This is a genomic window from Flavobacteriales bacterium (assembly GCA_016712535.1).
In the GTDB taxonomy this organism is placed as follows: Bacteria; Bacteroidota; Bacteroidia; order Flavobacteriales_F; family PHOS-HE28; genus PHOS-HE28.
In genome coordinates this window covers 540,812-553,271 of sequence record JADJQW010000003.1, presented here as the reverse complement: position 1 = coordinate 553,271, position 12,460 = coordinate 540,812, and the positions used below count along the sequence as shown (strand labels likewise).

The window sequence follows — 12,460 nt, the reverse complement described above, 5'->3', positions numbered from 1 at the left end:
AATGCTTCGGGCCAAGGGCCTCGGGCCCCGGGCTGCGCAACGTGTGCTGAGAGCGCTGCGCAGCCCGGGGCCCGCAGCCCGCAGCCTGGGATGCACAAGTTCAGGCACAAGCCTTCCCATCGTTGGATACCGATCGCCGCACACCGATGAAGCTCAGCGTCATCATCGTCAACTACAACGTGCGGGCGTACCTGGAGCAATGCCTGCGCACGGTGTTCAAGGCGCTGGAGGGCATCAACGGCGAGGTGTTCGTGGTGGACAACCAGAGCACCGACGGCAGCGTGGAGATGGTGCGCGAGAAATTCCCGCTGGTGAGGCTGATCGCGAATGCGGAGAACGTGGGCTTCAGCCGCGCGAACAACCAGGCCATCCGCGCCAGCATCGGTGAGCATGTCCTCTTGCTCAACCCCGACACGGTGGTGGGCGAGGACGTCTTCCGCAAAGTGCTCGCATTCCTCGATGCGCATCCGAAGGCGGGCGGCCTCGGCGTGCGCATGATCGATGGCACCGGCCACTTCCTGCCGGAGAGCAAGCGCGGGCTGCCGACGCCGGCCGTGGCCTTCTACAAGATCATCGGCCTCACGCGCCTGTTCCCTCGAAGCCGCGTCTTCGGCCGCTACCACCTCGGCCACCTGCCCGAGCATGAGGCCGCGCGCATCGAGATCCTCTCCGGTGCCTGCATGTTCCTGCGGCGCAAGACCCTCGACGAGGTGGGCCTGCTCGATGAGAGCTTCTTCATGTACGGAGAGGACATCGACCTCAGCTACCGCATCACCTTGGGCGGCTACGAGAACTGGTACTATCCGGAGGCGCGGATCATCCACTACAAGGGCGAGAGCACCAAGAAGAGCAGCGTGAACTACGTGTTCGTGTTCTACAACGCCATGGCGATCTTCGCCCAGAAGCACTTCACGCGCCGCCGCACCGACGTGCTGGGCATGCTCATCACCGGCAGCATCTACCTGAGTGCCGCCGGCGCCATCGTGATGCGCTTCCTGCGCCGTGCCTTGCTGCCCATGACCGACGCGCTGATGGGCCTGGCCATCCTCTTCGGCTGGTCGCTCTTCGTGGGCAAGGAGGGCCTGTTCATGCAGCAGCTCACGGACCTCGCGCTCCCCTTCGGGCTCTCTTTGGCGGTGATCGGCATGGTGGGCGGCTACGACCTGCCCGTGCGCCTGATCAACGTGCTCAAGGCGACTGCAGCGATCTTCATCGGGCTGCTGCTCTGGTTCCGGCCCTTCGGAGCGAGCAACTTCCTCGAGGATATCTTCCAGGAATTCGAGTGGACGATCATCGGCCTCTGGACCGGGACCGCGCTTGTGGCTGGCCTCACCTCGCGGCTCCTGCTGCATCTGCTCCGCACCAAACCATACAGCCTGCGCACCCTCGACCGGAAACGCGTGCTGGCCATCGGGAGCCCCGATGAGCGCAAGCACGCCCTTGCGCTGCTCTGGCAAACGCACTTCGGCCTGGGGCGCCAGAAGCAGCTTGATCCGCAGGATGTGCTGGCCGACGATGCCGACCAGGCCATCCGCAAGAAGATCCGCAAGCACGGGATCGATGAAGTGGTGTTCTGCGCGAAGGATCTTTCATGGGCGCGCATCATCGCGCTCATCGAGGGATTGCGGCACGCTGGCGTGATGGTCAAGATCGCGCAGCCCGGCATCGAGCACATAATCGGCCCCAACAGCGTGGAGAGCCTGCACGACCTGGACCTCATGGAGCCCCATGCGGTGAATGGTGATGGCGCCCGTCGTTCGAAACGCCTGTTCGATGTGGTGATGGCGCTGGCATTGCTGGTCGGATGGCCGGTGGCAGCCTGGTTCGTGGCTGATGGATCCGGCCTGCTGAGCAATGCATGGAACGTGCTCCTGGGCCGGCGCAGCTGGGTGGGCTATCGACCGGGTGCTGAACGAAGCCTGCGATTGCCCCAACTGCGCGCTGGAATCATCGACCCGCTGCCCACCGTGGCATCACCCACCGCTGCCATGACCTTAAGGGCCAACACCGCATACGCGAAGGACTACAGCCCGATCAACGACCTGGAATTGCTGGTGAACGGGTTCAGGAAGCTGGGCGATCAATAGCCCGATCGGTCGTTAGGCAGGTGGTTACATTTGGCCGCGCCCCAAGCGGGCACCAGCGCCATGTCCCAGATCGAGATCCTGCTGCCCAAGATGGGCGAGAGCGTCGCCGAGGCCACCATCACCAAATGGCTGAAGAAGCCCGGCGATGCCGTTGCCGCCGACGAACCGATCGTGGAGATCGCCACCGACAAGGTGGACAGCGAAGTGCCTGCGCCCGAGGCCGGCATCCTGAGCGAGCAGCTGGTGAAGGAAGGCGATGTGGTGAAGGTGGGCCAGCCCATTGCACGCATCGGCGCGGCAGCGGGTGCAAGCGTTCCCGCTGCCGCTCCTGCTGCACCGGCGCCTGCAGCAGCGAAACCGGCGCCCGTGGCCAAGGCAGGTGCAGCGAGCAACGGGCACGCGGCCCCCGCTCCGGTGGAGGGTTCTGGCCCGGTGGCACGTACGGGTCCGAGCGGCAAGTTCTATAGCCCTTTGGTCCGCAACATCGCGCAGAGCGAAGGCGTGTCCATGGCCGAACTGGAATCCATCGCTGGATCCGGCGAGGGTGGCCGCGTCACGAAGAAGGACATTCTCGATTACCTGCCTGCCCGTGGCGGAGCAGCCGTGCCCGCTCCCATCGCCGCAGCGCCGAAAGCTCCTGCCGTCCCAACCGCTGCCGCAGCAACTCCGCCCCCCCCTGCAATCACCGCCGCCGCAGGTGATGAACTCATCGAGATGGACCGCATGCGCCGCTTGATCGCCGACCACATGGTGATGAGCAAGCGGACCAGTCCGCACGTCACCAGCTTCGTGGAGGCCGACGTCACCAACCTGGTGCTCTGGCGCGAGAAGGTGAAGAAGGCCTTTGAGCAGCGCGAGGGCGAGAAGCTCACCTTCACCCCGGTCTTCATCATGGCCATCGTGCAGGCCATCAAGGAGATGCCCATGGTGAACGTTCAGGTCGACGGATACACCATCATCCGCAAGAAGGACATCAACATCGGCATGGCGGCGGCACTCCCAACGGGCAACCTGATCGTGCCGGTGATCAGGAACGCCGACCAGCTGAACCTGGTAGGCCTTGCCAAGCGGGTGAATGACCTGGCCAACCGGGCGCGTGCCGGCAAACTGCTCCCCGATGAGGTGGCCGGAGGCACCTACACCGTGACGAACGTGGGCACCTTCGGGAATGTGCTCGGCACCCCGGTCATCAACCAACCCCAAGTTGCGATCATGGCCACCGGGGCCATCCGCAAGAAGCCAGCGGTGATCGAGACCCCGACCGGCGATATGATCGGCATCCGCCACCAGATGTTCCTGAGCCATAGCTATGACCATCGCGTGGTGGATGGCGCTTTGGGAGGCCGCTTCGTTCGACGCGTTGCGGACATCCTGGAGGCCTGGTCCGTCGATCAGCCATGGTGACCATAGCGGCCAAGGGATAAATTCTACTTTAGCCCCAATTCCCCAGAACCGAACGCGCCAAGCCGATGATCCCACGCTACCGCAGTCTTCTCGCCGCCGCATTCTCCGTGCTCTCAACGGTGTCAATGGCCCAAGGAGGCAATACCACTTTCAACTGGAAGTTCGAGGAGGCCTCGAAGCTGATGGAGGAGAAGCTCTATAACCAGGCCGCAGAGATCTGGAAGGAGCTTGTGACCGAGCAGCCGGATAATGCCAACCTGAATTATCGGCTGGGCCTGAGCTATTTCAGCTCCTTCAACCAGAAGGCGAAGGCGCTTCCATACCTGGAGAAGGCATCCACGCTGCGCAAGGGAGGGAACTATGGCGGCTTCAACACCGCTGGCTACGACCCCTTCGACCCTCGCGAGACCAACGCTCCAGTGGAAGTGGACTACTACCTGGGCAGGGCCTACCACCTCAATGAGAACTTCGACAAGGCTGATCTCTTCTACCAGAAGTTCCTCGACGGCGTCGATGCGCGCCATGCCATCCGCCCGCTGGCCGTGCGTGGCAAGGAACAGACCGCGAACGCCCGCGAACTGCGCAAGAATCCGCTGGGGTACCAGGTGAGCAATGTGGGCCCCGTGGTCAACAACGACCATCCCGATTTCAGCCCTGTGCTTTCCGTCGATGGCAACGCCCTGTTCTACACCTCTCGGCGGGTGCGCCCCGATAGCTCGAACAAGAGCGTGCTGGATCCCATCGCGGGCATGCCCTATGAGAACATCTACGTGAGCTACAAGGACCGCGAAGGCAACTGGCAGACCCCGGAACTCCTCAACATCAACCCCAGCGGCGCAGGTCACCTGGCCAGCGTGAACGTGGCCGCCGATGGACAGACGCTCTACATCTACCGCGATGATGGCGGTGATGGCAATATCTACGAGAGCAAGCTGGTCGGTGAGGTGTGGACGGACCCCGTCCTCATGAGCAGCGACATCAACACGCGCTCTTGGGAAACGCATGGCGCCCTTACGGCCGATGGCAACACCTTCTATTTCATCAGCAATCGTCCGGGCGGGCAAGGCGGCCGCGACATCTATCGCGTGGTGCGCCTGCCGAATGGCCAATGGAGCAAGGCCCAGAACGTGGGCAACGTGGTGAACACCGCCTACGACGAAGACGGCGTGTTCATCCATCCCAACGGCCGCACCATGTACTTCAGCAGCATCGGCCACAACAGCATGGGGGGCTTCGACATCTTCCAGACCGAACAGCAGGACGACGGCACCTGGACCCCGCCGGTGAACCTGGGCTACCCGCTGAACACCGTCGATGACGATGTCTTCTTCATCACCACCGCTGACGGTCGCCGCGGCTACTTCAGCAGCGACCAGATCGGCGGATTCGGCGAGAAGGACATCTACTTCGTGGACCTGCCTAGCGAGATGGAATCCGAAGGGTTGGCCGTGCTCAAGGGGTACATCATCCCGGCACCCGGCGAGGAATTGCCTCCGAGCACCATCCTCTACGTGACCGACAAGACCACTGGCGAGGTGAAGACCTATAAGCCGCGCCAGCGCGATGGCGTATACGTGGCGATCCTCCCGCCCTGCCGCGAATACAACCTCGATTACCGCGTGAACGACAAGACGGTGCACACGGAGGACATCTTCGTGGAGTGCGAGAGCTCCTATCAGGAGATCAACAAGGAGATCTACCTCGCTCCGGTCTCCCTTGGCGGTCCTGCCAGCATCGTGGACCTGCCGAAGGGATCGCCTCCCGGCAAGAAGGAGAAGGGCGAACCCGTCAAGCCGAAAGAGGGCATTGCTGATGGCACGGAGATGATCAAGGATCCGGTAACCGGCAAGGAACGTCCGAAGACCGACGCCGAGAAGGAGAAGGAGAAGACCGGCAAGCATGTGGCGCCCGATGCCAGCTATGCGGATGAATTCGCCAAGTACTACGCGTACAACGTGAAGGACATCGACCAGAGCGAAGCGCGCTGGGTGCAGTTCATCGATGTGGTGGTGAAGCTGATCGCCGAGAAAGGCGAGGCCCGCATCGTGATCGATGGCAGTGCCTCGAAAGTGCCCACCAAGACCTTCGGCACCAACGAGAACCTGAGCAAGCAGCGCATGGAAGATGCCCGCAAGCGACTGGTAGAGGCTGTCCAGGCCCGCGGCAGCGACCCGAACAAGCTCATGCTCGAAGCCGTGAACCACCTCGTACAGGGACCTCGCTACCAGGGCGATTACCAGAACACGGAGAAATACGGCAAGTTCCAATTCGTGAAGCTCAAGGCACGCTAGCGCTGCGCCTTGTGGAGAACTCGTGAGGCCCCGGAGACCCCGGGGCCTCATCTTTCCTGCACCTTCGTGCCATGCCGCTTCAACTCGAACGCCCCCTTGCCTTCTTCGATCTGGAGACCACCGGTACACGCATCGGAAAGGACCGGATCGTCCAGGTGGGCATTGTGCGCCTGATGCCTGACGGCGCGCGCACGAGCTACCAGACCCTCGTGAACCCGCAGATGCCGATCCCTGCCGAAGCCACCGCCGTGCACGGCATCACCGACCTCGATGTGGCACTGGCACCGACGCTGGACGCCGTAGCGAAGGAGATCCTCAAGGAACTCGAAGGATGCGACCTCGCCGGCTTCAACGTCCTCCGCTTCGATGTGCCCTTCCTCGCTGAAGAGCTGTACCGTGTCGGAGCGGAATGGGATCACGCGAGCCTGCGCATCGTGGATGTGCAGCGCATCTATCACCAGATGGAGCCGCGCAACCTGAGCGCTGCGCTCAAATTCTACTGCGGCCGTGAGCACGAAGGCGCGCATGATGCGTTGGCCGACGTGGAGGCCACCGCCGATGTGCTGCTTGCGCAGTTGGAGCGCTACCCGGACAAGCTGCAAGGCACCACGGACTTCCTCGGTGAGCTCAGCGGCGATCGCAAGCGCAGCCCCGATGCCGCAGGCAAGCTCAAGTTCGATGACAACGGGAGCATCTGCCTCACCTTCGGCAAGTACAACGGCTGGACCTTGGAGAACATCGGCCGCAACGATCCCGGTTACCTTCAATGGCTGATGACCAAGGCCGAACTGCCAGGCAGCACCTTGGCCGTGATGCGCAACGCACTTGCTGATCTGAATGCCTGAGTCGATCCAGGTTGGACAGGTTGAAGGTTGTTCAAGAGGCAGGTGGAGGGTTGTTCGATAGCCCCAACCTGTGCCACAACCCCTAACGTCATCAACCCTCAACCTCTTCAACCACCCATGAAACTCATCTGCATAGGCCGCAACTATGGTGAGCATGCCAAGGAGCTCGGCAATTCCGTGCCCGATGAGCCGGTGATCTTCCTCAAGCCGGAGAGCGCGCTGATCCCGCAGGGCGGCCCGATCAGGCTGCCATCCTTCAGCAACGATGTGCATCACGAGATCGAATTGGTCTTCGCCATCACGCGGCGCGGCGGGAGAGCTGTCGCCGACCGTGTGACCATCGGCCTCGACCTCACCGCACGCGACCTGCAGCAGGAGCTGAAAACGAAAGGGCTCCCGTGGGAGAAAGCGAAGGCTTTCGATGGCTCGGCATACGTAGCGGATTCCTTCACAGCGGTTGAGTCGTTCCCTGCCGGCCACCATATCGAGTTCCTGCTGAAGAAGAACGGGCAGGTGGTTCAGAGCGGCCACAGCAGCCAGATGATCTTCGATGTGAACACGCTGATCACGTACGTGGAGAAGTACATGCGCATCGAGGACGGCGACCTGCTCTTCACCGGCACCCCTGCGGGGGTTGGGCCGCTCATGGTCGGGGACCATCTCAAGGGCTACATGCAAGGGGAACTGCTCCTGAACCTCATTGTATCAGCGCCTGCTCACTGATTCCCCTCGCCGGGCATCTGTAGCTTCGCGCAGTTCATTCGACTGCATCCAGATTTTAGCTGCCTCTCGTGCGCTTGAGCCGATGCGGTCATGCGCTCTTGTGAACACCGGATCCCGCCGTTAATTTTGATTTCCCGAAATCAAAACGCCCCGAAACGATGCGAAACGCGATCGTGAACCCGGTCTACCAACTTGCGCTGCTTCCACCGACCGTGCGGAGCATGGCGCTCGGCATAGGCTTGAGCCTCGGCGCCGCGCAGGTCCTTGGGCAGTGCGATTCGGGGTACTCGGTCTCTCCTAGTTCCGGCTCGTACTCCGCTTCTGCAGGGAGCGGATCTTTCACGGTAAGCGTTCCTACTGGATGCACCTTCGTGGTGTTCCCGAACAATTGCTTCCAGTGGATCGAGATCCAGCCAGGCACAGGCAACACGGTAACATTCATCCGATCCGCGAATACCTCGTGCTCCAGCCGGAGCTGCACGATCAGCATCACGAACGGGAACTGGGAAGATGTAGAGAGCTTCCCCATAACGCAGGCTGGAATCGGCTCCATCCCGCAGCCCGGCGCAATCTCGGGCCTTGCTACAATGTGCGGCCCCGAGCCTAGCACTTACAGCATTTCTCCAGTATCGGGGGCCACGAGCTATACATGGTCCTTCACCGGCCTGGGCAGCCTGCCCGGCAGCGGCACTTCAATCGACTTCACACCTCCCGGCAGCGGCACCTTGAGCGTTGTGGCCAATAATAGCTGTGGAAGTAGCAGTCCGCGTACGCTTGCCATCGCTGTACTTGACACACCTGCCACGCCAGGACCGATCACTTCTGCTCCTTTGCTTTGCGCGGGAGCTACCACCACGTTCACGATTGCTGCGGTGCCCGATGCCAGTTCGTACGCCTGGACCTTGAATGGAAGCACCCTCTTGGCAGGTGCGACCACATCGGTAACCTTCGGGCTCACCACCAATGGGACACTAACGGTCACAGCCAGTAACGCCTGCGGCACGAGCGCTGCCTCGGTGCTAGACTTTGAGGTCCTTCCGGCTCCGCTTGCTCCTGGATCGATCACCGGAGATACCGTGCTCTGCCTGAATGGTATGGCCGAATATTCCATCGACCCCGTCCCTGGAGCCTCCAGCTACCAATGGACCCTGCCTGCGGATTGGTCTGGCGCTTCTGATTCCACATCAATCGGCGTCGGCATCGTGAACACCGGGGGAATGATCACGGTTGCAGCGATTACCGCCTGCGGTGTTGGGCCGACATCATCACTTCAGATTGGGCTAGCCAGTGCAACACTTTCACCCGGGCCAATATCCGGCCCTGCGAGTATCTGCCCTGTGGTCGGCACTGCAACGTATTCCGTAGCCCCGGTTAGTGGTGCAATCGCCTACCTCTGGACCCTTCCGGCAGCTTGGTCCGGCAGCAGCGGTACCGAAACGATTGTCGCAACAACCAATGGCAGCGGAGGCACTGTTAGTGTTCGGATATTCGATGGATGCGTGAATAGTGACCCACAATCGCTTCCTGTTTCGACAACGAGCGGCGCGCCAGCTATACCATCGGCGATTTCGGGGAACGCGGTCTCTTGCGCCGGGTCCACCCAGGTCTTCTCCGTGACGGATGATCCGTTGGCTTCAGGGTACAACTGGACCCTGCCTCATCCATCATGGTCCGGCACATCAAGCACCTCCTCCATCACGCTTACGGTAGGCAGTTCGTCCGGCCAGCTTCGCGTCGTTGCTATGAACGATTGCGGAAACAGTCCGCAACGGGTGCTCTCGGTAGGCACGATGAATCCCCCAACCTTGCTTGCGCCCAATGGAGACGTGGATCCGTGCATCTTCACCTCTGAAACCTATTCAACGAATTCGGTCTCTGGTTACGTCTATCAATGGCAGATAACGGGAGCCAACCTCTCAACCATCACAACGCTGATTAGCTCGCTGCCTGTAACGTGGATTCAGAGCGGCCAACAGTCCATCTCTGTCATGGCATCGAATTCTTGCGGGTTCGGCTCCCCAGCGGTGCTCGGAGTTTATGTGCAAGAATGCACTTCCGTGCCAGAAGAGCACTCTGCACCCGTCTGGTCAGTCTATCCCAACCCCTGCGGCGATGTAATCACGGTGAGAGGCCCGACCTCGACCATTCCGCTCTTGAGTTTCGATATTCTTGATCTCCAGGGTCGAATGGTCACGGGCCCATGGGTACGAGCTGTGCATCCGCAGAGCCCCATTGATATCCTTCACTTGGCCCCTGGCACGTATCTATTGAGGATTGCAGACCATTTAAGCTCGCGGATGATCAAATTCCAGAAGCTATGATTCGCCTTGGCCGAATAATGCAGCCTTTACCTCGACGTGAACCAGAGTATCGCCAGCGGCCGTTCCTCATCCTCACTTGACTTGCTGGTCTCACGCTAAGGGTGTCAGTGCCTAGCGAAGGGTACATTTGCCGCCCATGACCCGGATCGTCAACGTCGGCAACATCGCCTGCGGCTCCGACCAGCTCTTCCTCATCAGCGGTCCTTGCGTGATCGAGACCGAGGACGTGATGCTGCGAACCGCCGAGAAGCTCAAGGAGGTGAGCGAGCGGCTGAAGGTGCCCATCATCTTCAAGAGCAGCTTCACGAAGGACAACCGCAGCAGCGTCGATTTCTACCAAGGCCCCGGCCTGGAGGAAGGCTTGAAGGTGCTCGCCCGGATCAAGAAGGACTTCGGCTTCCCGATCCTCACGGACATCCACTACCCCAGCCAGGCCAAGCCCGCTGCGGAAGTGGTGGATGTGATCCAGATCCCTGCCTATCTGGTGATGCAGACCACCTTGGTGACCGAAGCCGCGAAGACCGGTGCCGCGATCAATCTGAAGCACGCGCAGTTCCTCGCGCCGGAGAACATGATCAACCCGGCGAAGAAGTGCGAGAGCGTCGGCAACAGCAGGATCATCCTCACCGAGCGCGGCTACACCTTCGGCTACAACGACCTGGTGGTGGACCCGCGCGCCTTCTACCACATGCGGAGGACGGGCTACCCGCTGGTCTTCGACATCACGCACAGCATCCGCAAGTACGGCATCCCCAGCGCCGATCCCCGCGGCGGCAACCGCGACGTAATGCCCACGATCGCCCGCGCCGGTGTGGCCGCAGGGGTGGATGGCGTCTTCATCGAGACCCACCCGGACCCGAGCACCGCCAAGTGCGACGCTGCCAGCCAGCTCTGCGTGTACGACCTGGAGGAATTCATCAAGCCCCTGCTCGATCTCCACGCCGTGGAGGTGAAGCACCGGCAGTTAGCCGCAGAGACGCAGAGTCGCTGAGAAAGCCAACACGAACCAACCAACCGCATTCTCCGCGCCTCTGCGCCTCTGCGGCCAATCAACCCAACATGGAACTTTACCTCGACAGCGCCGACATCAAGGAGATCGACGAAGCCTTCAAGCTTGGCTTCCTCACCGGCCTCACCACCACGCCAACGTTCATGCACCGTGGCGGTGTCACGAACATCGACAAGATGATCCTCGACCTCGCCAAGAAGGTGCCCATCCTGCAGGTGGAGGCCCTTGGCGAGACCGCCGAGGAGGTGGTGAAGGAAGCGGAGCGCCAGTTGAAGATGGGCCTGAAGAAGGACACCACCGTCTTCAAGATCCCCGTGAGCCTCGAAGGCCTGCGGGCGTGCAAGATGCTCCGCAACAAGGGCATCATGGTGAACGTGCACCTGGTGTACACCATCCAGCAGGCCTACATGGCCATGCAGGCCGGGGCCACCTTCGTGTGCCCGCTCGTGGGCCGCTTGCAGGATCAAGGCCACGATGCCCTCGCACTCGTGGAGCAATGCGTGCGCGCCGTGAACTACTACGGCTACGACACCAAGATCATGTTCAGCAGCGTGCGTACCGTGGAGCATGTGCGCAACGCCGTGGAACTGGGCGTTCACACGATCACCGTGCCCTGGAAGCTGATGAAGCAGCTCACTGACAACCACTTCACGGCCATCGGCACCAAGCAGTTCTACGTGGACACGCGCCTGATCACCATGAAGGTGAAGGACGTGCTCTCGCGCAGCAATCCCATCGTGAAGGACAGCGCCACCGTGAGCGAGGCCCTCGTGGAGATGACCAAGCACGGCTTCGGTGCGGTGATGGTGGTTGACGGCAAGGGCAAGAACGTAGGCGTTTTCACCGACGGTGGCCTGCGCCGCGGCATCGAGAAGGAGGGCAACAAGTTCCTCGCGAAGAAGCTGAGCACGCTGAAGTTCAACGCGCCCTTCACCATCAGCCCGGAAGCCCTGCTCGATGAGGCCCAGAAAGCCTTCAAGGAGCACAAGGTGGACACGCTGAGCGTGAGCGAGAACGGCAAGCAGCTCGGCATGCTCGACATCCAGGACCTGATGAAGGCCATTGCCGGTTGAGGCTTGAAGGTTGATCGGATCGGGGGGTGAATGCACCTCAACGAAGTGAATCATGCCACGCTACATTCACGATGAGCCCGAGCTCCTGCGCCGCCTGGCCCGCACCAAGGCCGTGCTCTTCGATTGGGACGGAGTCTTCAACGACGGCTTCAAGGATGCCGAGGGCGGCAGCCCCTTCAGCGAGGTGGGCAGCATGGGCGTGAACCTGCTGCGCTTCGCCCTGTGGCTGCGCAACGGCTCATTGCCGAAAGCCGCGGTGATCACCGGCCAGCACAACCCGTATGCGGAGCGCTTCGCCCAGCGCGAGCGGCTGCACGGCGTGTACATGGGCTTCACCAACAAGCCCGAGGCCTTCGATGCCTTCCTCGCGAAGCACGGGCTAGAATCCGATGAGGTGGCCTTCTTCTTCGACGATGTGCTGGACCTGCCCGTGGCCGCCCGCTGCGGATTGCGCGTGATGATCGGAAGCCCCGTGACGGCCTGGCTCGCAGAGCAGGCCATGAAGCGTGGCGAGGTGGACGTCGTAACAGCGAACAGCGGCGGCGCGAACGGTCTGCGCGAGGCCACCGACTCCATTATCGCCTTGTTGGGCAACGGCGCGGAAGTGATTCAGCATCGCACGGCATATTCAGGGACCTACCAGCGCTACCTGAGCGAACGGCAGGCCGTGCAGCCTGATGCGGTGCGCAATGCACGCTAGCCCTCCC

The 12,460-nt window shown here is 61.6% G+C and carries 9 protein-coding genes; all 9 read left to right on the top strand.

The genetic code is table 11. From position 1 onward, the window contains the following. The first annotated feature begins 146 nt into the window (after positions 1-146). The 9 genes from IPK70_12645 to IPK70_12605 all read left to right on the top strand — a co-directional run bounded on the left by IPK70_12645 (position 147) and on the right by IPK70_12605 (position 12,453). Positions 147-2,087, top strand: a complete 1,941-nt coding sequence (locus IPK70_12645; GenBank protein ID MBK8228005.1) for a glycosyltransferase — start codon at positions 147-149, stop codon at positions 2,085-2,087. A 60-nt stretch (positions 2,088-2,147) separates the two neighbouring features. After that, positions 2,148-3,491, top strand: a complete 1,344-nt coding sequence (locus tag IPK70_12640) for a 2-oxo acid dehydrogenase subunit E2 (GenBank protein ID MBK8228004.1) — start codon at positions 2,148-2,150, stop codon at positions 3,489-3,491. 65 nt (positions 3,492-3,556) lie between these two features. Next, entirely contained in the window at positions 3,557-5,782 is a 2,226-nt protein-coding gene (locus tag IPK70_12635) for a PD40 domain-containing protein (GenBank protein ID MBK8228003.1), read from the top strand. Positions 5,783-5,853: 71 nt separating this feature from the next. Then, positions 5,854-6,627 carry a 3'-5' exonuclease gene (locus IPK70_12630; GenBank protein MBK8228002.1) on the top strand — a complete coding sequence of 258 codons (774 nt, stop codon included), beginning with the start codon at positions 5,854-5,856 and terminating at the stop codon, positions 6,625-6,627. A gap of 117 nt (positions 6,628-6,744) precedes the next feature. Continuing rightward, positions 6,745-7,350, top strand: coding sequence for a fumarylacetoacetate hydrolase family protein (locus tag IPK70_12625; GenBank protein ID MBK8228001.1), 606 nt, complete (start codon positions 6,745-6,747; stop codon positions 7,348-7,350). A 158-nt stretch (positions 7,351-7,508) separates the two neighbouring features. After that, positions 7,509-9,671 (top strand): T9SS type A sorting domain-containing protein, encoded by a 2,163-nt coding sequence (locus IPK70_12620; GenBank protein MBK8228000.1) that lies wholly within the window; start codon positions 7,509-7,511, stop codon positions 9,669-9,671. Positions 9,672-9,807: 136 nt separating this feature from the next. Then, positions 9,808-10,662 (top strand): 3-deoxy-8-phosphooctulonate synthase, encoded by an 855-nt coding sequence (kdsA, locus tag IPK70_12615; protein ID MBK8227999.1) that lies wholly within the window; start codon positions 9,808-9,810, stop codon positions 10,660-10,662. 68 nt (positions 10,663-10,730) lie between these two features. Beyond that, positions 10,731-11,753 (top strand): CBS domain-containing protein, encoded by a 1,023-nt coding sequence (locus IPK70_12610; protein ID MBK8227998.1) that lies wholly within the window; start codon positions 10,731-10,733, stop codon positions 11,751-11,753. Between the two features lie 52 nt (positions 11,754-11,805). After that, positions 11,806-12,453, top strand: a complete 648-nt coding sequence (locus IPK70_12605) for a phosphatase (GenBank protein ID MBK8227997.1) — start codon at positions 11,806-11,808, stop codon at positions 12,451-12,453. The last annotated feature ends 7 nt before the right edge of the window (positions 12,454-12,460 follow it).